The 25,584-nt window shown below is 65.3% G+C and carries 24 protein-coding genes; 14 read left to right on the forward strand and 10 right to left on the reverse strand.

What is annotated here, in order from left to right; translation table 11 throughout:
• Positions 1-6 precede the first annotated feature (6 nt).
• Together dut and coaBC are read right to left on the reverse strand one after the other, a co-directional pair.
• Positions 7-462 carry a dUTP diphosphatase gene (gene dut / locus ACIPK7_RS20125; protein WP_081515156.1) on the reverse strand — a complete coding sequence of 152 codons (456 nt, stop codon included), beginning with the start codon at positions 460-462 and terminating at the stop codon, positions 7-9.
• Between the two features lie 7 nt (positions 463-469).
• Entirely contained in the window at positions 470-1,678 is a 1,209-nt protein-coding gene (gene coaBC / locus ACIPK7_RS20130; protein WP_045217692.1) for a bifunctional phosphopantothenoylcysteine decarboxylase/phosphopantothenate--cysteine ligase CoaBC, read from the reverse strand.
• Between the two features lie 142 nt (positions 1,679-1,820).
• On the opposite strand from coaBC, the gene radC reads away from it, so the two are divergent.
• The gene (gene radC / locus ACIPK7_RS20135; protein WP_192433390.1) at positions 1,821-2,495 is read left to right on the forward strand and encodes a DNA repair protein RadC; all 675 of its coding nucleotides are present in this window, start codon (positions 1,821-1,823) and stop codon (positions 2,493-2,495) included.
• On the opposite strand, the gene ACIPK7_RS20140 is transcribed toward radC, so the two are convergent.
• Both ACIPK7_RS20140 and ACIPK7_RS20145 read right to left on the reverse strand, forming a co-directional pair.
• Positions 2,469-2,984 (reverse strand): hypothetical protein, encoded by a 516-nt coding sequence (locus ACIPK7_RS20140; RefSeq protein WP_401089781.1) that lies wholly within the window; start codon positions 2,982-2,984, stop codon positions 2,469-2,471. The genes radC and ACIPK7_RS20140 overlap by 27 nt on opposite strands.
• Positions 2,985-3,046: 62 nt before the next feature.
• The gene (locus ACIPK7_RS20145; protein WP_401089783.1) at positions 3,047-4,618 is read right to left on the reverse strand and encodes an ABC transporter substrate-binding protein; all 1,572 of its coding nucleotides are present in this window, start codon (positions 4,616-4,618) and stop codon (positions 3,047-3,049) included.
• Positions 4,619-4,983: 365 nt separating this feature from the next.
• Here ACIPK7_RS20145 and rpmB point away from each other — a divergent pair, with 365 nt between their 5' ends.
• Together rpmB and rpmG are read left to right on the forward strand one after the other, a co-directional pair.
• Positions 4,984-5,220 carry a 50S ribosomal protein L28 gene (gene rpmB / locus ACIPK7_RS20150; protein WP_009614118.1) on the forward strand — a complete coding sequence of 79 codons (237 nt, stop codon included), beginning with the start codon at positions 4,984-4,986 and terminating at the stop codon, positions 5,218-5,220.
• A 12-nt stretch (positions 5,221-5,232) separates the two neighbouring features.
• Positions 5,233-5,388, forward strand: coding sequence for a 50S ribosomal protein L33 (gene rpmG, locus ACIPK7_RS20155; RefSeq protein ID WP_017520721.1), 156 nt, complete (start codon positions 5,233-5,235; stop codon positions 5,386-5,388).
• 126 nt (positions 5,389-5,514) lie between these two features.
• On the opposite strand, the gene ACIPK7_RS20160 is transcribed toward rpmG, so the two are convergent.
• Positions 5,515-5,877, reverse strand: a complete 363-nt coding sequence (locus tag ACIPK7_RS20160) for a cupin domain-containing protein (RefSeq protein WP_024762072.1) — start codon at positions 5,875-5,877, stop codon at positions 5,515-5,517.
• A 300-nt stretch (positions 5,878-6,177) separates the two neighbouring features.
• Between ACIPK7_RS20160 and ACIPK7_RS20165 the strand changes: the two genes are divergently transcribed.
• Positions 6,178-7,671 carry an aldehyde dehydrogenase gene (locus ACIPK7_RS20165; protein WP_401089785.1) on the forward strand — a complete coding sequence of 498 codons (1,494 nt, stop codon included), beginning with the start codon at positions 6,178-6,180 and terminating at the stop codon, positions 7,669-7,671.
• A 157-nt stretch (positions 7,672-7,828) separates the two neighbouring features.
• Positions 7,829-8,998, forward strand: a complete 1,170-nt coding sequence (locus tag ACIPK7_RS20170) for an MFS transporter (protein WP_401089787.1) — start codon at positions 7,829-7,831, stop codon at positions 8,996-8,998.
• Here ACIPK7_RS20170 and ACIPK7_RS20175 read toward each other — a convergent pair.
• From ACIPK7_RS20175 to dadR, 3 genes are all read right to left on the reverse strand, one after another.
• Complete coding sequence (locus tag ACIPK7_RS20175) at positions 8,995-10,548, reverse strand: phospholipase D family protein (RefSeq protein WP_401089789.1); 1,554 nt, start codon at positions 10,546-10,548, stop codon at positions 8,995-8,997. The genes ACIPK7_RS20170 and ACIPK7_RS20175 overlap by 4 nt on opposite strands.
• Before the next feature lie 69 nt (positions 10,549-10,617).
• A complete protein-coding gene (locus ACIPK7_RS20180; RefSeq protein WP_081515162.1) occupies positions 10,618-11,937 on the reverse strand; it encodes an FAD-binding oxidoreductase in 1,320 nt (439 codons plus the stop codon).
• 150 nt (positions 11,938-12,087) lie between these two features.
• On the reverse strand, positions 12,088-12,576 hold the full coding sequence (gene dadR / locus ACIPK7_RS20185; protein WP_015479539.1) for a transcriptional regulator DadR: 489 nt from the start codon (positions 12,574-12,576) through the stop codon (positions 12,088-12,090).
• Positions 12,577-12,748: 172 nt separating this feature from the next.
• Here dadR and ACIPK7_RS20190 point away from each other — a divergent pair, with 172 nt between their 5' ends.
• From ACIPK7_RS20190 to ACIPK7_RS20230, 9 genes are all read left to right on the forward strand, one after another.
• Complete coding sequence (locus tag ACIPK7_RS20190) at positions 12,749-15,313, forward strand: YdbH domain-containing protein (protein ID WP_401089791.1); 2,565 nt, start codon at positions 12,749-12,751, stop codon at positions 15,311-15,313.
• Between the two features lie 18 nt (positions 15,314-15,331).
• The gene (locus tag ACIPK7_RS20195) at positions 15,332-15,523 is read left to right on the forward strand and encodes a YnbE family lipoprotein (protein WP_081515164.1); all 192 of its coding nucleotides are present in this window, start codon (positions 15,332-15,334) and stop codon (positions 15,521-15,523) included.
• Positions 15,524-15,537: 14 nt separating this feature from the next.
• Complete coding sequence (locus ACIPK7_RS20200) at positions 15,538-15,882, forward strand: YdbL family protein (RefSeq protein ID WP_192433376.1); 345 nt, start codon at positions 15,538-15,540, stop codon at positions 15,880-15,882.
• 361 nt (positions 15,883-16,243) lie between these two features.
• On the forward strand, positions 16,244-17,539 hold the full coding sequence (dadA, locus tag ACIPK7_RS20205; protein ID WP_192210541.1) for a D-amino acid dehydrogenase: 1,296 nt from the start codon (positions 16,244-16,246) through the stop codon (positions 17,537-17,539).
• Positions 17,514-17,867, forward strand: a complete 354-nt coding sequence (locus ACIPK7_RS20210) for a RidA family protein (RefSeq protein WP_192433374.1) — start codon at positions 17,514-17,516, stop codon at positions 17,865-17,867. Before dadA ends, ACIPK7_RS20210 begins: the two co-directional genes overlap by 26 nt.
• Before the next feature lie 79 nt (positions 17,868-17,946).
• Complete coding sequence (gene alr / locus ACIPK7_RS20215; RefSeq protein ID WP_401089794.1) at positions 17,947-19,026, forward strand: alanine racemase; 1,080 nt, start codon at positions 17,947-17,949, stop codon at positions 19,024-19,026.
• 163 nt (positions 19,027-19,189) lie between these two features.
• Complete coding sequence (locus tag ACIPK7_RS20220; protein WP_138217086.1) at positions 19,190-19,738, forward strand: cupin domain-containing protein; 549 nt, start codon at positions 19,190-19,192, stop codon at positions 19,736-19,738.
• A gap of 172 nt (positions 19,739-19,910) precedes the next feature.
• Positions 19,911-20,339, forward strand: coding sequence for a cytochrome c5 family protein (locus ACIPK7_RS20225; protein WP_045217660.1), 429 nt, complete (start codon positions 19,911-19,913; stop codon positions 20,337-20,339).
• Positions 20,340-20,536: 197 nt separating this feature from the next.
• Positions 20,537-22,378: an acetyl-CoA hydrolase/transferase C-terminal domain-containing protein gene (locus ACIPK7_RS20230; protein ID WP_401090027.1), complete on the forward strand. Its 1,842-nt coding sequence runs from the start codon at positions 20,537-20,539 to the stop codon at positions 22,376-22,378.
• A 151-nt stretch (positions 22,379-22,529) separates the two neighbouring features.
• Here ACIPK7_RS20230 and ACIPK7_RS20235 read toward each other — a convergent pair whose 3' ends face one another.
• The gene (locus ACIPK7_RS20235) at positions 22,530-23,105 is read right to left on the reverse strand and encodes a xanthine phosphoribosyltransferase (protein ID WP_192433370.1); all 576 of its coding nucleotides are present in this window, start codon (positions 23,103-23,105) and stop codon (positions 22,530-22,532) included.
• Between the two features lie 322 nt (positions 23,106-23,427).
• Complete coding sequence (gene rep, locus ACIPK7_RS20240; RefSeq protein WP_138217085.1) at positions 23,428-25,437, reverse strand: DNA helicase Rep; 2,010 nt, start codon at positions 25,435-25,437, stop codon at positions 23,428-23,430.
• Positions 25,438-25,584: the final 147 nt, after the last annotated feature.

Consider the following 25,584-nt stretch of genomic DNA (forward strand, 5'->3'; position numbering starts at 1 on the left):
AAAGGGTCAATGGCTGCCGGAATGACCGAAGCCGCCGGCGCCGCGCTGGCTTTCGTCGAAGGACTCGACCAGCTCGAAGTGCGCCTGCACTACCGGCACCAGCACCAACTGGGCGATGCGTTCGCCGATGGCGATCTTGAAAGCCGTCTGGCCGCGGTTCCAGCAGGAGACCATCAGCTCGCCCTGGTAATCCGAGTCGATCAGGCCGACCAGGTTGCCCAGCACGATACCGTGCTTGTGGCCCAGGCCCGAGCGCGGAAGGATCAGCGCGGCAAGGCCCGGATCGGCGACGTAGATGGACAGGCCGGTGGGGATCAGAACGGTCTGGCCCGGCTCGAGGACGCAGTCCTCCTTGAGCATGGCGCGCAGGTCGAGGCCGGCGGAGCCCGGAGTGGCGTACTGCGGCAGCGGGAAGTCGCTGCCCAGGCGGGGATCGAGGATCTTGGCTTGCAGGGAATGCATTGAGTTCTCAGTGTTGATTGATGCGTTCGGCGATGAAGGCGATCAGCTGGCGGGCGATCTTGCCCTTGCTGGTCTGGGCGAACGCAGTCTTGTGCAATTCGCGGTCGATGACCGTGATGGCGTTCTCTTCACTATTGAAGCCGATGGACGGATTGGCGACGTCATTGGCGACGATCAGATCGAGATTCTTGTCCTTGAGCTTGCGCGAGGCGTACTCGAGCAGGTTCTCGGTCTCCGCGGCGAAGCCGACACTGAACGGCCGGTCCTCGCGCAGCGAGAGGGTGGCGAGGATGTCGGGATTGCGCACCAGCTGCAAGAGCAGGCCGTCACCGGTGGTGGGGTCTTTCTTGAGTTTCTGTGTGGCGACCAGTTCCGGGCGATAGTCGGCTACCGCGGCGGAAGCGATCAGAATGTCCGCCGGCATCGCCGCTTCGCAGGCGGCGAGCATGTCGCGAGCGCTGACCACATCGACGCGGCTCACCCGGTCCGGGGTCGGCAGGTGCACCGGGCCGGTCACCAGGGTCACGCGGGCACCGGCTTCGGCGGCCGCTTCGGCCAGGGCAAAGCCCATCTTCCCGGAGCTGTGGTTGGTGATGTAGCGCACCGGGTCGATGTTTTCCTGGGTCGGCCCTGCGGTGATCAGGATGTGCTGGCCGGTCAGGGCCTTGAACTCGAAGCAGTCGGCGGCCAGTTGCGCCAGCTCTTCGGCCTCGAGCATGCGCCCCGGACCGACGTCGCCGCAGGCCTGGCTGCCGGCGGCGGGGCCGAAGAAGTGCAGGCCGCGGCTACGCAGCAGTTCGGCGTTCACCTGGGTGGCCGGGTCGCGCCACATGGCCTGGTTCATCGCCGGGGCCAGCGCGACCTGCGCGTCGGTGGCGAGCACCAGGGTGGTCAGCAGGTCGTTGGCCACGCCCTGGGCCAGGCGCGCCATGAGATCGGCAGTCGCGGGAGCGATCAGCACCAGGTCTGCCCAGCGGGCCAGCTCGATATGCCCCATGGCCGCCTCGGCGGCAGGGTCGAGCAGGTCCAGATGCACCGGGTGCCCGGAAAGGGCCTGAAGGGTGAGCGGGGTGATGAACTCGCGGCCGCCCTGGGTCATCACGACACGCACCTCGGCGCCCTGGTCGCGCAACCGGCGGACCAGTTCGGCGCTCTTGTAGGCGGCGATACCGCCGCCGACGCCCAGAACGATGCGTTTACGATAGAGCCGCTGCATAGGCCAGCCTTAAATACGGAAATGGATGACGCGCGCTGAAGCCGATGACGCCTCCCCAGGCCTCCGGCTGCGCGCAGCGAGGGGGCTAAGATAGCACAGCGCCTGCGCCGGAACAGCGGGCGGACAAGAGCTGGGAGGTTGCGTGAGAATTCTGGATTGGCCCGCGTCGGAGCGACCTCGGGAGCGCTTGCTCGAACAGGGGGCGGCGAGCCTGAGCGATGCGGAATTGCTGGCCATCTTCCTGCGCACCGGGGTCACCGGTTGCAGTGCCGTCGATCTGGCGCGCCGGCTGTTGGTCGAGTTCGGCAGCCTGCGAGCTCTGCTGGAGGCCGATCTTGAAGCGTTCTGCAGCCATCGGGGGCTGGGTCCGGCCAAGTTCACCCAGCTCCAGGCGGTGCTGGAGATGAGCCGACGGCACCTGGCCGAAGATATGGACCGCGGCCCCGCCCTGGAAAGCCCGCAGGCAGTGCGCGACTTCCTCAAGGCACGGCTGCGCCACGAGCCCCACGAGGTGTTCGCCTGCCTGTTCATGGACAACCGTCACCGCATGCTGGAGTTCGAGGTGCTGTTCCACGGTTCCATCGACAGCGCCAGCGTCTACCCCCGGCAGATCGTCAAGCGCGCCCTGGCGCACAACGCCGCGGCAGTGATCCTGGCGCACAACCACCCCTCCGGGATCGCCGAGCCGAGCCAGTCCGACGACCTGCTGACCCGTCGCATCGTCCAGGCGCTGGCGCTGATCGATGTGCGCGTGCTGGATCACTTCATCGTCGGTGACGGCGAGCCGCAATCAATGGCTGAGCTGGGGATGCTCTGAGACACGGCGCTGAATGTCGCGCAGCAGGCGCCGGCGGATCAGCCCACTGACCGGACGGATCGCCAGCCAGTAGGGCGTGAACAGCAGGCGGCTACGGCTGTCAGGGCAATGCACGCGGGTCTCCGTGCGGACATGGGTGAAGCCGTCCTGCTCGGCCGGTTCGCAGGAGAAGTGCAGCATGAGCCTTGCGGTGCCAGGCTCGACAAAGCGCCGGAAGGCATCGCCGTCGGCACACGGGCGCAGGCCGAAGTCGCTGCGCCAGAAGCGCCCGATCAGCCCGTAGGCGATCTCTTGGTCGCCGTGGCGGCCCAGCAGGGTGAACTCGTGCAGGCCGAAGCGCGGACGGTCCGCCAGCGCGTTGCGCAACCCCAGGCGAAGGGCGAGCCGCGCCGGCGCCTCGCGGATCTGCAGGAAACGCTGCACCAGCGGGTCATGCTCGGCGGTCAGCTGACTCACTGCATCGAGTACCTGGCCGGGCGAAGCGCGCATGGTCAGCGAGTGCCGCTCGGTGAACTGGAACTCCGGCAGCAGATGGTCGAGCAGTGCGCGGCTCAGAGCTGCACCTTCGAGTAATCCTGGCGACCGAAGGGGTTCACCACGTAGCCCTTCACATTCTGGCGAGTCAGCGCTGAGGCGGTCGGGTGCGCCAGCGGCAGCCACAGCGCCTGGTCGTGGATGATCTGCTGCGCCTGGTGGTACAGCTCGCTGCGCTTGGACTGGTCGGCCACCGCCTTGCCCTGGCTGATCAGGCCGTCGAGCTTGTCGTCGCAGTAGCGCGCGAAGTTCAGGCCGGATTTCACGCTGGCACAGGAGAATTGCGGAGTGAGGAAGTTGTCCGGGTCGCCGTTGTCGCCAGCCCAGCCCATGAAGAGCAGGTCATGCTCGCCGGCCTTGGCGCGGCGGATCAGCTCGCCCCACTCGATCACGCGGATTTCGGCCTGGATGCCGACCTGCGCCAGGTCCGCCTGCAGCAACTGCGCACCGACGCTCGGGTTGGGATTGAGCAGGCTGCCGGAAGGGCGGGTCCAGATGGTGGTCTTGAAGCCATCCTTGTGCCCGGCTTCGGCCAGCAGCGCGCGGGCCTTGCCCAGGTCGCGCGGATAGCCGGGGATGTCCTTGGCATAGCTCCAGGTGTTGGGCGGATAGACGCCATTGGCGACGGTGGCGCTCCCGGCGAACACGCTCTTGAGGTAGCTGTCCTTGTCGAAAGAGAGGTTGATCGCTTGGCGCACCTTCGGGTTATCCAGTGGCGGGTGCTGGCTGTTGATGCCGACGAAGGCGGTCATGAAGGCCGGGGTCTGTTCGACCTTGAGTTCGGCGCTCTTCTGCGCAGCCTCTACGTCCAGCGGCTTGGGCGACAGGGCGATCTGGCATTCACCGCGCTTGAGCTTCTGTAGGCGCACGGCGGCGTCGGGGGTGATGGCGAATACCAGGTTATCCACAGCCGGCTTGCCGCCGAAGTACTCGGCGTTGGCGGCGTAGCGCACCACGGCGTCTTTCTGGAAGCGCTTGAAGACGAAGGGGCCGGTGCCGATTGGCTGGGCGTTGAGCTTCTCCGGGGTGCCGGCCTTCATTAGCTGGTCGGCGTACTCGGCGGAATAGATGGAGGCGAAGCCCATGCTGAGCATCGCCAGGAAGGTGGCGTCCGGGTGGTTGAGGCTGAAGCGCACGTGGTGCTCGTCGACCTTTTCCACCGCCTTGACCAGGCTCGGCAGCTGCATCGACTGGGCGTGCGGGAAGCCGCTCTGCGCAACCTTGTGCCAGGGCTGGGCCGGGTCGAGCATGCGCTGGAAGCTGAACACCACGTCGTCGGCGGAAAGCGTCCGGCTGGGCTTGAAGTAGTCGGTGTGATGGAAGGCCACGCCATCACGCAGCTGGAAGTCGTAGGTCAAGCCATCGTCGGAGACCTTCCAGCTCTCGGCCAGGCTCGGCACCACTTCGCCGCGGGCGGCGTCGAAGTCCACCAGGCGGTTCATCAGCACGTCGGCCGAGGCGTTGGTGGTGGTCAGCGAGTTGTACTGGACCACATCGAAGCCTTCGGGGCTGGCTTCGGTGCACACGCTTAGCGAGGCTGCGCTGGCAAGGGCGGGGGAAAGAAGAAGGGCGAGAAGGGCGAGACGCATGACGGACTCCGTGTAAGCTGGCAAGATGCCCATCCGCGAGGCTGGGCGGGTCATGCAAGGCTGTTGGCAGCCTCGAAGGAGCTACCCTAGACCAACCCGCCGCCGGTCACAACGATGACAGGCGACGAACGGCACCAGTGCCGCGGCCCGCGGGGGCTGGCGTCGGGGTGTCCGAGTCATGCTTTCCCTTGCAGCAGGAAGTGTCTTTCTGATATAAAGCTGCGCTCTTTTCTGGGGCCCTGCTCTGATCCTGCGACTCGATCGCGGCGAAGCGGCAGTTAAGACCCTGGTGAAACTGAGAATCCTATTGAGTTAAGCAGCCAACCCATGCCGGGTTTGGCATGTGGTTTACAGAGGGCTGAGCCATGTCGAGAGTTTGCCAAGTGACCGGTAAGGGTCCGGTTACCGGGAACAACATTTCCCACGCACACAACAAAACCCGTCGCCGTTTCCTGCCGAACCTGCAGCACCACCGTTTCTGGGTAGAATCCGAGAAGCGTTTCGTGCGTCTGCGCGTTTCCGCTAAAGGCATGCGTATCATCGACAAGCGTGGTATCGAGGCCGTTCTGAACGACCTGCGCGCCCGCGGCGAAAAATTCTAAGGAGCTGCAGTCATGCGCGAACTGATCCGTTTGGTGTCCAGCGCCGGTACCGGCCACTTCTACACCACCGACAAGAACAAGCGTACCAAGCCTGAGAAAATCGAGATCAAGAAGTACGATCCGGTTGTTCGCAAGCACGTGATCTACAAGGAAGCCAAGATCAAGTAATTGATCTTCGCCCTTGTGAAGAAACCCGCCCTTCGTGGCGGGTTTTTTCTTGCCTGCGATTTGCCTTGCGAAGATCGCGGACGAAAAAAAGCCCGCTGATTGGCGGGCTTTTTCGTGTTCGGAGGCTCAGGCCTTCTGTTCAAAGATCACGTAGACCTTGCGGCAGGGCTCCAGCACTTCCCAGGTGCCGCTGAAGCCGGCCGGGATGACGAATCGGTCGCCGACGCGCACGGTCTTGGCGCCGCCGTTGGCGTCACGGATCACCGACACGCCCTGGAGAATCTCGCAGTACTCGTGCTCGGTGTAGCTGACGTTCCAGTGGCCCGGCTCGCCTTCCCAGATGCCCACGTTGAACTGACCGCAGTCGCTGGCGTAGTGGTTGCGCACGTTCTGCGCCGGGTCACCCTTGATGATGCGGTCCGGAGCGGGGCGGTAGTGTTCGGGGGCGGTGGTGGCCTGGGCGAAATCGACGATCTGCTCGACGTTCATGGCGGTCTCGGTTCTTTAGAGTTGTTGGCGAGAGTGCGTGCGGGCACGCGCAGCGCTGTTGGATATTTACTCCGAAGCGGCTGTCGGAAAACCATCAGCCGACGAATCAGGGCAGTCTATGTTTAATAAAACGAACGTGACAAGGCCATTTGGCCGCTTAGTGTAAAAAATATTGAAAATTGGCTGCCTCCGGTTTAGGGTGGCCAACAGCATGCGTTTGCTCCGCCTTGCGGAATTTTTGACAGTGCGCCCGCCGGGCGCCTGTACCTGATAAGTACATTAATAAGAGGACACGTTGTCATGGGTACCCTCACTCGCGCCGATTGGGAAGCTCGCGCCAAGGACCTGAAGATCGAAGGCCGCGCCTTCGTCAACGGTGAATACGTCGACGCCGCATCCGGCGCCACCTTCGATTGCATCAGCCCTGTGGATGGCCGTTTCCTGGCCAAGGTCGCCAGCTGCGACCTGGCAGATGCCGAGAGTGCCGTGCAGGTCGCCCGTGCTGCCTTCGATTCCGGCTCCTGGTCGCGCCTGGCCCCGGCCAAGCGCAAGAAGGTCATGATCCGCTTCTCCGAGCTGCTGCTGGAGAACGCCGAGGAACTGGCCCTGCTGGAAACCCTCGACATGGGCAAGCCGATCAGCGACTCGCTGAGTATCGACGTGTCCAGCGCCGCCAACAGCCTGCGCTGGAGCGGAGAAGCGATCGACAAGATCTACGACGAAGTCGCCGCCACCGCCCACAACGAACTGGGCCTGGTTACCCGCGAGCCGGTCGGCGTTGTCGCTGCCATCGTGCCGTGGAACTTCCCGCTGCTGATGACCTGCTGGAAACTCGGCCCGGCGCTGTCCACCGGTAACTCGGTGATCCTCAAGCCTTCCGAGAAGTCCCCGCTGACCGGCATCCGTATCGCCCAGCTGGCCATCGAGGCCGGCATCCCGAAAGGCGTATTCAACGTCCTGCCGGGCTTCGGCCACACCGTCGGCAAGGCCCTGGCCCTGCACATGGACGTCGACACCCTGGTGTTCACCGGTTCGACCAAGATCGCCAAGCAGCTGATGGTCTACGCGGGCGAGTCCAACATGAAGCGCGTCTGGCTGGAAGCCGGCGGCAAGAGCCCGAACATCGTCTTCGCCGACGCCCCGAACCTGAAAGCCGCTGCTGAAGCTGCCGCCAGCGCCATCGCCTTCAACCAGGGCGAAGTCTGCACCGCCGGCTCGCGCCTACTGGTGGAGAAGTCGATCAAGGCCGAGTTCGTGCCGATGGTTGTCGAAGCCATCAAGGCCTGGAAGCCGGGCAACCCGCTGGACCCCGAAACCAACGTCGGTGCGCTGGTCGACACCACCCAGATGAACAACGTCCTGAGCTACATCCAGGCTGGCCACGACGACGGCGCCAAGCTGGTGGCCGGCGGCAAGCGCACCCTGGAAGAGACCGGCGGCACCTACGTCGAGCCGACCATCTTCGACGGCGTGACCAACGCCATGCGCATCGCCCGTGAAGAGATCTTCGGCCCGGTGCTGTCGGTCATCGAGTTCACCGATGCCGAAGAAGCCGTGCGCATTGCCAATGACACCCCCTACGGCCTGGCCGCCGCGGTGTGGACCAGCGATCTGTCCAAGGCCCACCTGACCGCCAAGGCACTGCGTGCCGGCAGCGTTTGGGTGAACCAGTACGATGGCGGCGACATGACCGCTCCGTTCGGTGGCTTCAAGCAGTCCGGCAACGGCCGCGACAAGTCGCTGCACGCTTTTGATAAATACACCGAGCTGAAGGCCACCTGGATCAAGTTGTAATCCAGACCTGAAGCAGGTCGGCCCCGAGTCAGGGGCCGGCTCTGACAAAGAGCCACACCCGCGGCCGGGTTTCCCTCAGGGAAGCCCGGCCGCTGTGCATTGCGCATCGGGCACCCTCGCGCCTGGCGTGCGCTCCGGATGGAACGGGAGAAAGACAATGCGTTGGGGACCGTATTTTGCTGTGTGTGCTGCCGTCATCAGCATCGGTCTGGCCCTGGGCCTGACCATGCCGCTGGTCTCGCTGCGCCTGGAAGGCTGGGGTTACGGCAACTTCGCCATCGGCGTCATGGCGTCCACCCCCGCCGTGGGCGTGCTGCTGGGCGCAATGATCGCCGGGCGTCTCGCTGCGCGGGTTGGTACGCCACTGCTGATGCGCCTGTGCCTGCTTTCCGGGGCCTTCTCGGTCGGCCTGCTGGCGCTGCTGCAGAGCTACCCGATCTGGCTGATCCTGCGCCTGTTGATCGGCGTGCAGCTCACCGTGGTGTTCATTCTCGGTGAAAGCTGGATCAACCAGCTGGCCATCGAGAAATGGCGCGGCCGCCTGGTCGCCCTGTATGGCACCGGTTACGCGCTGAGCCAGCTGTCCGGCCCGGTGCTGCTGACCTTCATCGGCACCGCCGACAACCGTGGCTTCTGGTTCAGCGTCTGCCTGCTGGTGGGCGGTTCCCTGCTGCTGCTCGGTCGTACCGGCGCGCCCAAGGTCGACCCGCACAGCGCCAACGGGCGTGGGCTGTTCGCCTTCTGCGGCCAGTTGCCGGCCATCGCCTGGGCGGTGGTGCTGTTCGCTGGTTTCGAGGCGATGATCCTTACCCTACTGCCGGTCTACGGCATCCAGCAGGGCTTCACGCAGGCGGTGGCGCTGGCGATGGTCAGCACCGTGGTGGTCGGCGATGCGCTGCTGCAGCTGCCCATCGGCTGGCTGGCCGATCGTATCTCGCGGCAGACGCTGTTCAAGGGCTGCGGCATCGTGCTGTGCCTCAGCAGCCTGGCTATGCCGCTGCTGCTGCACCACCTGGCCATCTGGCCGGTGCTGGTACTGTTCGGCGCCAGTGCGGGCGGGCTGTTCACCCTGTCGCTGATCCTCATCGGCGAGCGCTATCGCGATGACGCACTGGTCCGCGCCAACGCGCACATCGCCCAGCTCTGGGGTATCGGTTGCCTGATCGGGCCGCTGGCGACCGGGGCGGCCAGCCAGTGGATCAGCGGCCACGCGCTGCCGCTGGTGATGGCGCTGGGGGCAGCCGGCTTCGTGATCCTGGTGAGCCTGCGCGGCTTGCCGCCGGTGATGCGCTCGACCGACGCCGCGCTGCAGCAGGAGCGCTCCTAGAGCATTTTCTCCAGCCCAATGGCGCCGGCGATCCACGCATTGAGCCGGCGCCAGGCGTTACCCGGCTCACGGTCCAGCGCCACCAGATGACCGTTGCGCTCTTCGATCCAGACCAATTCCGGCGGGTTGCTGTTCGGCGCGATCTTCACCTGATAGCTGACGCTCGGCGACATGCTGGCCAGCGCCAGGCGACGCACCTGGTCGGCCAGTTCCGGGCTGTCGACGATGATGCCAACCTCGGTGTTCCACAGCACCGAGCGCGGGTCGAAGTTCAGCGAACCGACGAAGACTTTCTGCTGGTCGAACACCGCCGCCTTGCTGTGCAGGCTGGCGCTGCTCGATCCGTGCACCATCCACGGCGCGCCGGACAGGCGCTGATCCGGATCGGCGCGCAGCTCATAGAGCTTCACCCCGTGCTCCAGCAGCTCCAGCCGGTAGGGCGCGTAGCCGGCGTGCACGGCGGGCACGTCGGTTGCCTCCAGCGAGTTGGTCAGCAGGCGCACGCTGACGCCGCGGTCGGCGCGCTGGGTCAGGTAGTCGACACCGGCGCTGGTCGGTACGAAGTAGGCCGAGACCAGGATCAGTTCCTTCGACACCCCGTCGAACAGCGGCTGCAGTTGAGTGCTGAGCAGGTACTCGCCCTTCGGATCGCCGTGGTCGAGGACTTTCAGCGGGGTGTCCCAGACTGCCTTGCCCGGCGCCCAGACCAGGTCGTCCAACCAGTCCTGCAGGTGCGGGCGGTCGCTGTTGCGGTTGAGCCGAGCGATGTAGCTGGAGCTCTTCACACGCTCTTTCGCGAGGTAGTGGTCCAGCTTGCGGCGTATGCGGTTGAGTTCGTCGAGGTCCGGGTCGCCCCACAGATAGTCCTCAATGGGCCGGCTGATGCGGCTGTTCCAGTACTGGTCGAAGCTTTGCCCCAGCGACTGCGCCACCGGCCCGACGCCCATCAGGTCGAGGTCGCTGAAGTTCATCTCGGCCTTGGCGTCGAAGTATTCGTCGCCGAGGTTGCGGCCGCCGACGATGGCCACGCTGTTGTCCGCCAGCAGCAGCTTGTTGTGCATCCGCCGGTGCTGTTCGGAGAGGTTGAACAGCCGCCCGAGGTTGCGCGTGACGCCGGTGCTGCGGCCCAGGTGCAGCGGGTTGAACAGGCGCACCTGGATGTTCGGGTGGGCGGCGAGGGTGCCCAGTTCGTAGTCCCAGCCGTCGCTGCTGGTGTCGTCGATCAGGATGCGCACGCGCACACCACGGTCCGCCGCGTGCAGCAGCTCGCGGATCAGCGCGCGGGTGGTGAGGCCGTCGTGGACGATGTAGTACTGCACGTCGAGGCTGCGCTGGGCCTTGCGGATCAGCTCGGCGCGGGCGAGGAAGGCGTCGACGCTGGAGGCCAGCAGGTGGAAGCCGGATTGCCCGGGATGGGCGGCGGCCTGTTCGCTGATCTGGTTGTCCAGCCGGGTGCCCTGCACCGGCAGCACGTGCGAAGGCTCGGGCGGCGGCGCGCTGGCGCAGCCACCCAGGGCCAGCAGGATCAGCAGGAACAGGCGTGGAAGCAAGGATGAGTCTCCGACAAGCCCGCCGGTGACGGGCTGCGGAAGATTCTAGCCGGTGGATCGCGCAGGCGGTCAGCCGCCGAAGGTTTCCTTGAAGCGGTACCAGGCCATCCCTAAGGCCAGCAGTGGCGAGCGCAGCAGCTTGCCGCCGGGGAAGGTGATGTGCGGCACCTTGGCGAACAGCTCGAAGCCGCTGCCCTGCTGGGCGGTGATGGCTTCGGCGAGCAGCTTGCCGGCCAGGTGCGTGGCGTTCACCCCGTGGCCGGCGTAGGCCTGGGCGAAATACACATTGGGCTGGTCGGGCAGGCGGCCGATCTGCGGCAGGCGGTTGGCGCCGATGCCGATCATGCCGCCCCACTGGTAGTCGATGCGCACGTTTTCCAGGTGCGGGAATACCTTGAGCATCTTCGGTCGCATGTAGGCGGCGATGTCCGCCGGGTCGCGCCCGGAGTAGTGGCAGGCACCGCCGAACAGCAGGCGGTTGTCGGCGGAGAGCCGGTAGTAGTCCAGCGCCACGCGCTGGTCGCACACGGCCATGTTCTGCGGCAGCAGGGCGCGGGCCTGTTCCGCGGACAGCGGTTCGGTGGCGATCACGTAGCTGCCGGCGGGCAGCACCTTGCCGTCGAGGTAGGGGTTCAGGCCGTTCTGGTAGGCATTGCAGGCGATCACCAGGGACTTGGCGCGCACGCTGCCCTGGGCGGTGCGCACGCGGACTTCGCTGCCGTAGTCGATGCCGGTGACGGCGGAATTCTCGAACAGCCTCACGCCCAGGCTCTGCGCCGCGGCAGCTTCGCCCAGGGCCAGGTTGAGCGGGTGCAGGTGGCCCGAGCCCATGTCCACCATGCCGCCGACGTACTGGTCGGAGCCGACGATGGAGCGCATCTGATCCTGCGGGATCATGCGCAGTTCGTGGCGGTAGCCGAGGCTTTTCAGCTCGTCGAAATCTTCCTGGAAGCCTTCGACGTCCGAGGGCTTGTTGGCCAGGTCGCAGTAGCCCCAGGTCAGGTCGCAGTCGATGGCGTATTTTTCGACACGCTGGCGGACGATCTCCACCGCTTCCAGGCCCATCAGCTTCATGGCGTGCACGCCAGCGGCGCCCACTGCCGGCTCGAACTGCTCCAGGCCGTGGCCGACGCCGCGGATCAACTGGCCGCCGTTGCGACCGCTGGCGCCCCAGCCGATCTGATGCGCTTCCAGCAGGATCACCGAGAGCCCGCGCTCGGCCAGTTCGATGGCCGTGTTCAGCCCGGAGAAACCACCGCCGATGATGCACACGTCGGCCTTTTCCTCGCCCGCCAGGGGCGGTACTTCGAGGCGGCGATTGACGCTCGCGGCGTAGTAGGACGGGGCGTGGCGGTCGGTGTGCACCGGCTGGTGAACGCGGGCGTTCATGTGCGATATCCTGATTTTTGTGTTGTTAAAATTTTACGCAGGATAAACGCCGACTTCCCGCGCAGCCAATAGCCGCACGGGAAAAAACGCCGGGAAGTCGTAAATAAATCTGTTGAGCTTGCCGCGAACGGCGGGGAATCAGCCGGCTATTCAGTCAGGAATGGGCAGGGTGAGGCTTTCCTTCACCTCTTCCATCACGATGTAGCTCTTGGATTCGCGCACGTGGGGCAGCTTGAGCAGGATGTCGCCCAGCAGCTTGCGGTAGGAGGCCATCTCGGAGATGCGCGCCTTCACCAGATAGTCGAAGTGGCCCGACACCAGGTGGCACTCCAGCACATGGGGCAGCTTGAGCACCGAGCGGCGGAAGTCCTCGAAGGTGTCGCCGGACTTGTAGTCCAGGCTGATCTCGACGAACACCAGCAGGCTGGCCTTGAGGTACTGCGGATTCAGCCGGGCGTTGTAGCCCATGATGATTCCCTCGCGCTCCAGCCGGCGCACGCGCTCGGTGCACGGCGTGGTGGAGAGGCCGACGCGCTCGCCCAGTTCGGTGAAGGAGATGCGGCCTTCCTCCTGCAGGATGCGCAGGATGTTGCGGTCGATCTTGTCCAGTTCGCGGCGGCTTTGATGCTGGGTTCTCATGGGTATGACTCTGAAGTCGAGCGATGAGCTTTGGGGGAATGTCGGCAATATAGTCGGTTGTGCAGGGAATATCACTGGCAACCCTTGAACTTCCCGCGTTGGACGGCCAGCCTGTAGGCCAACGCTTCGGTCTTTTGGGACGAAGTCGGTCATTTTTTGCAGAGGCTTTCGCATGTCGCTCCCCCGCCTGCGCACCGTTCTCCTGCTGCTGTTGCTGCTCCTGGCAATGGCGGCCGGCGCGGCGTGGCTGGCGGTTCCGCGCCTGCTGGCGAATGCCGGGGTCAGCGTCGAGCAGTGGCAGGGGCTGGGTATTTCCCGCGAGGGTCTGACGCTGCAGCGCCTGGCCCTGCAGCGGCAGACACCGGATGGCGCGCGCCTGGCGATCCAGTTGCAGGACCTGCGCGTCGGCTGGCCCGAGCATGAAGACGGGCGCTGGCGCCTGAAGGAGCTGGCTGCCCGCAGCATCGACATCCGCCAGTGGCCGGGGCAGGGCGCGCCGGAAGCAGATGCCGGGCTGCCGGATATCACCCAGCTCAACCGCTGGCTGGCTCTGCTGCCCGGACGGCTGGCGCTGGAGCGCGTCGCCGTCGAATTGCCCTGCGCCCGCGAGCAACGCTGCACGCTCAATGGCAGCGCGCACTGGCAGCAGATCCAGGGCGGCGCCGCGGCGCTGGGCGGCGAGCTGCGCCAGGGCGGACAGCAACTGGCATTCAACGGCCTGCTGCAACCGGGTGATGGTCAGTGGCGCCTGCACCTGGACAGCTACCTGGACAACGAGCCGCTGCTTTCCCTGGATTCCAGCTGGGCGCCGACCAGCCGCCAGCTCAGCGGCAGCATTGCCAGCCCCGCCGTGCCACCGGTGCAGGCGGTGCGCAACTGGCTGGGCATTTGGTTGCCGACACCGAACCTGCCGTTGCCGATCCCCGAGGCCGGGCGCCTGCGCCTGAGCTGGGACACCCAGCTGGCCGGCGACGCCGCCTGGCCGGACTGGCCGAGCCTGCGCGATGGACGCGGCAGTATCGATCTCTCCCTGCAGCTACCGCAGCCCTGGCCGCTGCCGGGTGCGGGCAACCTGCAGGGTGATCTGCGGCTGATCGCCAGTGCGACCGATATCGGCTGGCGGCCCTCGGTGGTCAGCGGCGACCTGCGCCTTTCCGATCTCTACGGCGACTGGCTGCAGGCGCTGCCGGTCGGCCTGCGCCCGGCGCGCCTGACCCTGCACCTGGAGCCCGGTGTAGAAGAGGAAGTCGGCAGCGTGCGCGCCGATCTGCGTGCGGTGGGGGCCGCCGACCTGCGCCTGCGCTCCCGCGTGGCCTTGCTGGAGGCGACCCCGCTGGCGCTGCAACTGAGTGATGCGCGGCTGGAAGGGAAGATCCCGCACCTGGAGCTGGCCGGCCTGCGCGGCGACAACAGTCGCATCGACCTGAGCTTCGACGGCCGGATCGATCAGCAATCGGCGAGTATCAATCTGGCCGATGGCGCGCAGTTGCAGGTGGGCACTCTGACGGGTCCTCAGTCGCTCAAGGCCAGCAAGCTTGCCGCAACGCTGGGTAAAGGTGCGCTGAGCCTGGGCTATGCCAGTGACACGCCGGCCACCCTGCAATTGAGCGCCCCGCTGAAGCTGGCCGTAGGCGAGCTGCGCCAGCCCCACGTCAAGCCGCTGTCCTGGAATGCCATGGGCACGCTGGTGGTGAGCCTCGACACCCAGCAGTTCAAGGGCCGCCTGTTGAACAGCGGCGGGCTGAATGCCGAAGTCGAGCTGAACAACTCGGCGAAGCAGGGCGTTGCCCTGGTCGCGCGGCAGCCGGAGTTCTTCCTGCGCACCGGCAACCCGCTGGAGAAATCCCTCGGCGACTGGCCCGGCCTGCTCAGCCTGAACAACGGCAAGGCCAGCTTCGACTTGAACTGGCGCCGGCCGCCGGGCACTGCGCCGCAGAGCCTCGACCTGAACCTGCGTGGCAGCGGGCTGGAGGGTGTCTACGATCGCAGCGAGGTGCATGGCCTCGACCTGCAGGCGAAGTTCGCCCTGAAGGGCTCGCAGATGCAGTTGCAACTGCCGCAGGTAAAAGTCGCCACGCTGAACCCCGGTGTCACCCTCGGCCCACTGTCCCTGCAGGGTAATTACAAGGCCTCGCTGGCGGCGCCGCTGGCGGGCCGGGTCGACTGGCGGCAGGCGGAGCTGGGGCTGTTCAAGGGCCGCGCCTGGCTGCCGGCGGGGGCCGTGGATCTTTCTGCGCTGGGGCAGGGTCTTACCCTGAAGCTGGAGGGGCTGGCCCTGGAGGCGATCCTCGCGGCGTATCCGGCGGAGGGCCTTTCCGGCAACGGCATCATCGATGGCAACCTGCCGCTGGGCCTGCACGAGGGCAAGCTGGTGATCCGCAATGGCGAAGTGGCCGCGCGGCAACCCGGCGTGCTGCAGTTCCGTTCGCCGAAGATCCAGTCGCTGGGCCAGAGCAACCCGGCCATGCAACTGGTGGCCACCGCCATCGACGATTTCCGCTACGACAAGCTCAGCAGCCGCGTGGATTATGATGAATCCGGCAAGCTGCTCCTTGCCCTGAGCCTGAGCGGGAGCAATCCCGAGCTGGAGCAGGGCCGGCCGATCAACCTCAACGTCAATCTGGAGGAGAACGTGCCCAAGCTGCTCACCAGCCTGCAACTGAGCGACCGGGTCAGCGACACCATCCGCAAGCGCGTGCAGGACCGCCTGCGCAACGACCCGGCCGCCGCGCCATGACCGCAAGGAGAACCTGAAATGCGCCTCCGCGCCCTATTCGCCCTACTGCTCCTGGCCGGCCTTGCCCAGGGCTGCACGCCCACCGTGCAGCTGGCAGCGCCCAAGGAGCCGATCAACATCAACCTCAACGTGAAGATCGAGCACGAGATCTATATCAAGGTCGACAAGGCGCTCGACGGCATCATCAACGAGAACAGCGGCCTGTTTTGAGAAGGAGCCTTTGCATGAGATTGCACCGCAAACTGGGCGTCGCGCTGGTCGCCCTCTGCCTGAGCCTGCCGGTCATGGCCATGAGCCTGGAGCAGGCGATGTCCGCGCTGGGCGGCGCCAAGTCCCAGGGGCTGGTCGGCGAGCAGCCCGACGGTTACCTGGGTGTCGTGAAGAACAGCGGCGACGCCGCGGATGTCGCCGCGCAGATCAACGCCGCGCGCCGCGCCGAGTACCAGAAGGTCGCCAGCCAGAGTGGCGCCACCCTCAAGGACGTGGAAGCCCTGGCCGGCAAGAAGGCCATCGAGCGCACGCCTTCGGGACAGTACGTACAGGTCAACGGCCAGTGGGTGCGTAAGTAAGCACGCCAAGGGGATTTCCCTGCTCGCCGCCGCTGCCGGCGGTGAGTCCGGGGTGCTGCGGCGGAAGCAGGTAATTCCCGTCGGGAAATGCTCCGGCGCGAGAAGTTCTGGCCAATCTCCTTCTGTTCGCTATTTCCTCTGGGTCTGGTGAAATTTTCGCCAGATACTCGACCATCCGGTCTCGGGTAAAAATGCGTTGATCCTGGTGGATGTCCCTCCGCGAAAGCGACTTTCGCCAGGAATTTTCGTCAAAACACGTATCGCATTCAGTGAATATCGCTGAGCCCGACTTCCTATACTGCGCGCATCTACGTTCAGAATAAGAAACGTCCGCGCCCCCGGCGCGACGTAGGAGGCAAAGATGCGCGTTCTGGTGCTTGGCAGCGGTGTGATCGGTACCGCCAGTGCTTACTATCTCGCCCGTGCCGGCTTCGAAGTGGTCGTCGTCGACCGCCAGCCCGGCCCGGCTCTTGAAACCAGCTTCGCCAACGCCGGCCAGGTGTCCCCTGGCTACGCCTCGCCCTGGGCTGCCCCAGGCATCCCGCTCAAGGCCATGAAATGGCTGATGCAGACCCACGCGCCCCTGGCCATCAAGCTGACCGGCGACCCCAGCCAGTACACCTGGATGTGGCAGATGCTGCGCAACTGCAATGCCAAGAGCTACGCGGTGAACAAGGAGCGCATGGTGCGCCTGTCCGAGTACAGCCGCGACTGCCTCGACGAACTGCGTGCGGAGACCGGCATCACCTACGAAGGCCGCTCCCTGGGTACCACCCAACTGTTCCGCACCCAGGCCCAACTGGACTCCGCTGCCAAGGACATCGCCGTCCTGGAAAGCACCGGCGTCCCCTATGAAGTGCTGGATCGCGCCGGCATCGCCCGCGTCGAGCCGGCCCTGGCCAAGGTGGCCGACAAGCTGGTCGGCGCCCTGCGCCTGCCCAACGACCAGACCGGCGACTGCCAGATGTTCACCACCAAGCTGGCCGAGATGGCCAAGGCCCTGGGCGTGGAGTTCCGCTTCGGCCAGGACATCCAGCGCCTGGACTTCGCCGGCGACCGCATCAACGGCGTCTGGGTCGATGGCCAACTGGTCACCGCCGACCGCTACGTGCTGGCGCTGGGCAGCTACTCGCCGCAGATGCTCAAGCCGCTGGGCATCGACGCCCCGGTCTACCCGCTCAAGGGTTACTCGCTGACCGTGCCGATCACCAACCCGGACATGGCGCCGACCTCGACCATTCTCGACGAGACCTACAAGGTCGCGATCACCCGCTTCGACCAGCGCATCCGCGTCGGCGGCATGGCGGAAATCGCCGGCTTCGACCTGTCGCTGAACCCGCGTCGCCGCGCCACCCTGGAAATGATCACCACCGATCTCTATCCGGAAGGCGGCGACGTCAGCCAGGCAGAGTTCTGGACTGGCCTGCGCCCGGCCACCCCGGACGGTACCCCGATTGTCGGCGCCACCCGCTACCGCAACCTGTTCCTCAACACCGGCCACGGCACCCTGGGCTGGACCATGGCTTGCGGCTCGGGACGCTACCTCGCCGACCTGATGGCGAAGAAGCGCCCGCAGATCAGCACCGAAGGTCTGGATATCTCCCGCTACGGCTCTGCCTCGGAGGTCCATGATGGCCATCCTGCGCCTGCACACTAACCAGCGGATGAGCCAGGTCGTCGTCCACAACGGCACGGTCTACCTCGCCGGCCAGGTGGCAGACGACCTCTCCGCCGGCGTCGAGCAACAGACCCGCGAAGTCCTTGCCAGCGTCGAGCGCCTGCTCGAAGAAGCCGGTACTGACAAGTCGCGGATTCTCTCGGCAACCATTTACCTTAAAGACGTCGCCGCCGACTTCGCCGGCATGAACGGCGTCTGGGACCAGTGGGTCCCGCAGGGCTGCGCCCCGGCGCGCGCCACCGTCCAGGCGGCGCTGTGCTACCCGGAGATCCTCGTCGAGGTCTCCATCGTCGCCGCACTGCCCTGATCGTTTTGCGTGGCCCGGCCGGAGCGCCGGGTTTTTTTCGTCCGTCGTTTCTGTTCCACCACCATAAGAGAGCCTCGCCATGCGTCCCGCCCGTGCCCTGATCGACCTCGCCGCCCTGCGCCACAACTATCGCCTGGCCCGTGAAGTCACCGGCGCCCGAGCGTTGGCGGTGGTCAAGGCCGACGCCTACGGCCATGGTGCGGTGGTCTGTGCCCGAGCACTGGAAGCCGAGGCCGACGGCTTCGCCGTGGCCTGCATCGAGGAAGCGCTGGAGCTGCGCGAGGCCGGCATCCGCGCACCGATCCTGCTGCTCGAGGGCTTCTTCGAAACCAGCGAACTGGAACTGATCGACGCCCATGACTTCTGGTGCGTGGTGCACTCGGCCTGGCAGCTGGAAGCCATCGAGCGCGCACGCCCGCGCAAGCCGCTGACGGTCTGGCTGAAGATGGACTCGGGCATGCACCGCGTCGGTTTCTTCCCGCAGGACTACGCCGCCGCGCTGGCGCGCCTGAAGGCGCTGCCCCACGTGGCCAAGGTCGTGCTGATGAGCCACTTCTCCCGTGCCGACGAGCTGGACTGCGCGCGCACCGGGGAGCAGGTCGTCGCCTTCCAGGCCGTGCGCGAAGCCGCGGGCCAGGGCCATGAGATCAGCCTGCGCAATTCCCCCGGCATCCTCGGCTGGTCCGAGGTGCCCAGCGACTGGGTGCGCCCCGGCATCATGCTCTACGGCGCCACCCCCTTCGAGCAGGCGCACCCGCTGGCCGACCAGCTGCGCCCGGTGATGACCTTGGAATCGCAGGTCATCAGCATTCGCGAACTGCCGGCCGGCGAGCCGGTGGGCTACGGCGCACGCTTCATCGCCGACCGCCCGGTGCGCGTCGGCGTGGTTGCCATGGGTTATGCCGACGGCTATCCGCGCCACGCGCCGGACGGCACGCCGGTATTCATCGACGGCAAGCCAAGCCGCATTATCGGCCGCGTTTCCATGGACATGCTCACCGTGGACCTGACCGACCTGCCGCAGGCCGGGCTGGGCAGCCGCGTCGAGCTCTGGGGCCCCCACGTCCCCGCCAGCCAGCTCGCCGCCCTGTGCGGCAGCATCCCCTACCAGCTGTTCTGCAACCTCAAGCGGGTCCCGCGGGTCTACTCGGGCGAGTGACGGATACCGCCCGTAAAGTTTGCGCAGGATCGACGGGCGATCTGTTGTAAATACTGAACGGTGTTGCCATGATACGTGGCACTTGGAACCCGCTCGGCTCAAGCCGTTGCGGGTTCTGCCTTTCAGAGCCTGCCTGATCACAAGAATAAGGAGGACCCCACCCTTGGACGTCGGTGCTCGTCTGCAAGCCATCCGTAAAGTCAAAGGTTTGTCCCAGCGCGAACTCGCCAAGCGGGCGGGTGTGACCAACAGCACAATCTCGATGATCGAGAAAAACAGCGTCAGCCCCTCCATCAGCTCGCTGAAGAAAGTGCTGGGTGGTATTCCGATGTCCCTCGTGGAGTTCTTCTCCCTGGACCTGGAACAGAGCAGCAACACTCCGGTGGTCTACAAGGCAGACGAACTCAGCGACCTGTCCAGCGGCTCGATCATCATGAAGCTGATCGGCAAGGACTACCCCAGCCGCGCCATCACCCTGCTCGACGAGACCTACCCGCCGGGCTCCGACACCGGTGACGACATGTACGCCCATGAAGGCGAAGAGACCGGCGTACTGGTCGAAGGCCGCCTGGAACTGACCGTCGGCGACGAGACCTTCGTCCTCGAATGCGGCGACAGCTACTATTTCGACAGCACCAAGCCGCACCGCTTCCGCAATCCGTTCGAAGCCCCGGCGCGGCTGATCAGCGCGACCACACCGGCAAATTTTTGAACAGCCGGTAGGACCGGCCAGATCAGCTGCGACCTAATGCCGCAAACGCCGGCTAGGTGGCGCAATTGTTTCGAGCTTCCCGGCTTTGCCGTTATACTTGCGCCCGCTCGCGCGGCCCGAGACTGTGACTGCACCGCGACCGGGCGTGATAAGCCACGATGAGGGTGAAAGGGTGAACCTGATTAGAAAAATCCTGGCAGCCCAAGCTGCCGTACTGGCCCTGTGGGCAGTGAGCGTTCAGGCCGCGACCAACGATGACGCCATTGCCAAGCGTCTCGAACCTGTCGGCAAAGTCTGCGTCCAGGGCAAGGAATGCGAAGGCGTTGGCGCCGTAGCAGCTGCCGGCGGTGGCGGTGCTCCGCGTTCGGGCGAAGAGATTGTCGGCAAGGTCTGCACCAACTGCCACGGCAGCGGCCTGCTGGGCGCGCCGAAAGTCGGCGATAAGGCTGACTGGGGTAAGCGTGCGAAAGAGCAGGGCGGCCTTGACGGTCTGCTGGCCAAGGCCATCTCGGGTATCAACGCCATGCCGCCCAAGGGCACTTGCGCTGATTGCTCCGACGACGAGCTGAAAGCTGCGATTCACCACATGTCCGGCCTGTAACAGCCGACCTGTGCGAAAAGCCGCCTAAGGGCGGCTTTTTCATGCCCGCGATTTGTCACCTGGTGCGTCGCGGGAGCAACTTTTGCGTAAAGCCGGTCCAAACTCCTGTCGTTGAAACGAACCAGGAGGGATGCCCGGTGCAATCCTGCTCGATCGAAACTGCCGTCGAAGAACTGCTGCAACGCCTGGACGGGCATATCCGCCTCGGCCTGCCGCTCGGGCTGGGCAAGCCCAATCAACTGGCCAACGCGCTGTACCGGCACATCCGCGAGAACCCGCGCCGGCAGCTGACGCTCTACACCGCACTGTCGCTGGGTCGCCCGCAGGCCGGCGGCGAGCTGCAGCGGCGTTTCCTCGAACCCTTCGTCGAGCGCATCTACGGGGACTATCCCGAACTGGACTACCTGCACGACCTGCGCAGCGGCAGCCTGCCCGAGAACATCCGCGTCGAGGAGTTCTACCTGCAGCCTGGCAGCCTGCTGGACAGCGCCCCTGCGCAGCAGAATTACATCAGCTGCAACTACAGCCACGTGGCGCGCGACATCAACGCCAAGGGCGTCAACGCCGTTGCTCAGTTGGTGGCCCGAGACCCGGCGCGGCCGGGCAAGCTCAGCCTGGCCTGCAACCCGGACATCACCCTCGACCTGCTGCCGATGCTGCAGCGCCGCCGCGCGGCGGGGGAAACCATCGTCACCATCGGCGTCGTCCACGACCAACTGCCTTACATGCCTGGCGACGCCGAGGTGGACGAAGACTTCTTCGACCTGCTGGTGGATGCGCCGGGCGACAGCAGCACGCTGTTCTCCACGCCCAACCTGCCGGTGGGCCTGCAGGACCATTGCATCGGTCTGCACGCCAGCGCCCTGGTGCGTGACGGCGGCACCCTGCAGGTCGGCATCGGCTCCATGGGCGACGCCCTCACCTCGGCACTGCTCACCCGCCAGCGCGACAACGACGGGTACCGTGCACTGCTCGACAGCCTCGATTCCACCGCCCGCCACGCTGGACTGATCGAACGCGACGGCGGTCTAACTCCTTTCGAGCAAGGGTTGTATGGCTGTAGCGAGATGTTCGTCCCCGGCCTGCTGGCGTTGGCTGAGGCAGGCGTGTTGAGCCGGCGGGTCGCGGCGCGGCCTGACTCATCGCCCACCGAACCGGGGGTCTGGCTGCACGGCGGTTTCTTCCTCGGCCCGCAGGCTTTTTACCAGCGCCTGCGCGAAATGCCCCGCGAGGAGCTGGCCGGAATCGGCATGACCGGCATCGGCTTCGTCAACAACCTCTACCGCGACGAGGAGTTCAAGCGCTCGCAGCGCCGCGATGCACGCTTCATCAACAGCGCCTTCACCGTCACCCTGCTGGGCGCCGGCGTGGCCGACCAGCTGGAAGACGGCCGGGTGCTCAGCGGCGTTGGCGGGCAGTACAACTTCGTCGCCCAGGCCCATGAACTGGAGGGCGCGCGCTCGATCCTGATGCTGCGCAGCTGGCGCGAATCCGAGGGCGAGCTGAGTTCCAACATCGTCTGGAACTACGGCCACACCACCATCCCCCGGCATCTGCGTGACATGGTGGTGACCGAGTACGGCGTGGCCGACCTGCGCGGCAGGAATGACGCCGAGGTCATCGCCGCGCTGCTGGCCATCGCCGATTCGCGCTTCCAGGACGAGCTGATCGCCCAGGCCCAGGAGGCCGGCAAGCTGCCGAAGGATTTCGAGCTGGACGCGCGTTACCGCCACAACACCCCGGAGCGCCTGCGCGAGGCGACCCGGGGGCTGCGCAAGTTGCTGCCGGAATTCCCGCTGGGCTGCGATTTCACCGATCACGAGCGCGACCTGCTGCGGGCGCTGGGCTGGCTGAAGAGCAAGCTGCGCCTGAGCGAGATTCTCGAACTGGGCAAGGCGACCCTGGATGCGCCGGAGCCGGAGGCTTTCCCCGCGCACCTGGAGCGCATGGGGCTGGCGAAGCCGGAGGGGTTGCGCGAGGAGCTCTATCAGCGCCTCGTCCTGGCCGGCCTCAAGGCCAGCGCTGAGCAGGGGGGGTAGGAGCGAGCTTGCTCGCGAACCGCATGGCACGTTCTATGGCCAGAAGAGCTTCGCGAGCAAGCTCGCTCCTACAGGACATGCCGGATCCCTCGTGCAGGCATGAAAAAGGCGGGCCCTGTCGGTGCCCGCCTTTTTCGTGGAACGCGCTGGATCAGTCCTCGAGGAACTGGACCTGACCGCCCGCCAGGGACTTCACGCGAGCCAGGGATTCCACGCGGTAGCCTTCGCTTTCCAGCAGGGCGCGGCCTTCCTGGAAGGACTTCTCGATGACGATGCCCAGGCCGGCGATGCTGGCGCCCGCCTGCTGGATCAGGTCGATCAGCGCCTTGGCGGCATGGCCGTTGGCGAGGAAGTCGTCCACCACCAGCACGTGGTCGGCGGCGGTCAGGTGCTTGGCGGAGATGGCGATGGTGCTTTCGGTCTGCTTGGTGAAGGAGAAGACCTTGGAGATCAGCAGGTCATTCTTCAGCGTCAGCGACTGGAACTTGCGGGCGAAGATTACCGGGATCCCCAGTTCCAGGCCGGCCATGATCGCCGGAGCGATACCCGATGCCTCGATGGTGACGATCTTGGTGATGCCCTGGTTTTTGAAGCGTTCGGCGAACTCATGGCCAATCAACTTCATCAGCGCCGGGTCGATCTGGTGGTTGAGGAAGGCGTCTACCTTGAGGACCTGTTCGGAAAGAACGATGCCTTCGCTGCGGATTTTGTCTTTGAGAGTGTTCACGGGGGTGCTTCCGAAAGCGACTGTCGCTGATGAAGCGCGTAATTCTACAACGCCATAGCCCCTCTGCGCGACGTTCCGACCAATGCAATTGCTGATCGAGTGGACAGTTTTTCGATGGGTGGAGGCGTGGGGATTGTCTGCCGGGTATCTGTACTGGCGATTGGCCCTATCCCTAACCCTCTCCCTGAAGGGAGAGGGGACTGCTCGGCCTCAAGCAAAACACCGAGCTGACCGGCAACATCGGACAACTCCCTCTCCCTTTAGGGAGAGGGCGGGGGAGAGGGAGCCCCGGCACGAAATCGACAGGTAACGCCCGTCAGGCTCAACGCTTGAGCATCGCCCGGATATCCGCCAGCGCCGAGTTGCCCTTGGCCACCTTGACCTCCTGCGGCGCGTCTTCCTGGCCTTCCCAGACCAGGTCCTCCGGCGGCAGTTCGTCGAGGAAGCGGCTGGGCGAGCAGTCGATGATCTCGCCGTACTGCTTGCGCTTGGCGGCAAAGGTCATCGCCAGGTTCTTCTTCGCCCGGGTGATGCCCACGTAGGCCAGGCGCCGCTCTTCCTCGATGGTGTCGGCCTCGATGCTGGAGCGGTGCGGGAGGATTTCCTCTTCCACGCCGAGAATGAACACGTAGGGGAATTCCAGGCCCTTGGAGGCGTGCAGGGTCATCATCTGCACGCCGTCGGCGCCTTCTTCCTCTTCCTGCTGGCGCTCGAGCATGTCGCGCAGCACCAGCTTGGCGATGGCCTGCTCGATGGTCATGTCGCCTTCTTCGTCGCGCTCCAGGGTGTTCTTCAGCGCTTCGATGAGGAACCAGACGTTGCCCATGCGGAAGTCGGCGATCTTGTCGCTGGAGGCGTTCTGCCGCAGCCAGTTCTCGTAGTCGATGTCCATCACCATGCTGCGCAGCGCACCGATCGGGTCGCTGCCAGCGCACTGCTCGCGGACCTTGTCGATGAAGCGCTTGAAGCGCTGCAGGCGCTCGATGTAGCGGGCGTCCAGGTGTTCGGACAGGCCCAGCTCGCCGGAGGCGTTGAACATCGAGCAGCCGCGCTCGGTGGCGTAGTTGCCGAGCTTCTCCAGGGTGGTGGAGCCGATCTCGCGGCGCGGCACGTTGATCACTCGGAGGAAGGCGTTGTCATCGTCCGGGTTCACCAGCAGGCGGAAGTAGGACATCAGGTCCTTCACTTCCTGGCGTCCGAAGAAGCTGGTGCCGCCTGACAGGTGGTAGGGAATCTGGTGATGCTGAAGTTTCAGCTCGATCAGCTTCGCCTGATAGTTGCCCCGGTAGAGGATGGCGAATTCGCTGTAGGGCCGCTGCGTCTTCAGGTGGATGGTGAGGATTTCCATCGCCACCCGCTCTGCCTCGGACTCCTCGTTGCGGCAACGGATCACCCGGATCGGGTCGCCTTCGCCCATCTCGCTCCACAGCTGCTTCTCGAACACGTGGGGGTTGTTGGCGATGAGGATGTTGGCGCATTTGAGGATGCGGCTGGTGGAGCGGTAGTTCTGCTCCAGCATCACCACCTTCAGCGAAGGGAAGTCTTCCTTGAGCTGCATCAGGTTTTCCGGGCGCGCGCCGCGCCAGGCGTAGATCGACTGGTCGTCGTCGCCCACCACGGTGAAGTGCGCGCGCTGCTGCACCAGCATTTTCACCAGCAGGTACTGGCTGGCGTTGGTGTCCTGGTATTCGTCCACCAGCATGTAGCGCACGCGGTTGCGCCACTTGTCGAGGATCTCCGGGTGCTCCTGGAACAGCTTCACCGGCTGCAGGATAAGGTCGTCGAAGTCCACCGCGTTGTACGCCTTGAGCGTGCGCTGGTAGTGCAGGTAGACCATCGCAGCGGTCTGTTCCTTGGGGTTGCGCGCCTTTTCCAGCGCCTCTTCCGGAAGGATCAGGTCGTTCTTCCAGCTGCCGATCAGGCCCTTGATCTCGTCCAGGCCGTCATCGCCGGAATATTCCTTCTGCATGATGTCGGTCATCAGCGCCTTCACATCGCTCTCGTCGAAGATCGAGAAGCCGGGCTTGTAGCCCAGGGCCGCGTGTTCCTTGCGGATGATGTTCAGGCCCAGGTTGTGGAAGGTGGAGACGGTCAGGCCTTTGCCCTCGCCGGGGCGCAGCAGGGTGCTGACGCGCTCCTTCATCTCGCGGGCGGCCTTGTTGGTGAAGGTCACGGCGACGATGTACTGGGCGCGGATGCCGCACTGCTGGACCAGGTAGGCGATCTTGCGGGTGATCACGCTGGTCTTGCCGGAGCCGGCGCCGGCCAGCACCAGGAGCGGGCCGCCGACGTAGTTCACGGCCTCTTGCTGCCGGGGATTGAGTCGGGACATGAAAGGCGGGGGTCTGTAGTGGAGCGGGCGCGTATTCTAACAGGCCGTGCCGGGCGTCGGGGTGCCGCTCGGAATAGCGGCGATCTGTGACACGATCGTACTTATGTGTTTTGGATAAATCTGTACATGTATTAGGCTTGTGACAGC

This window comes from Pseudomonas sp. NPDC086581 (genome assembly GCF_044746165.1).
In the GTDB taxonomy this organism is placed as follows: Bacteria; Pseudomonadota; Gammaproteobacteria; order Pseudomonadales; family Pseudomonadaceae; genus Pseudomonas.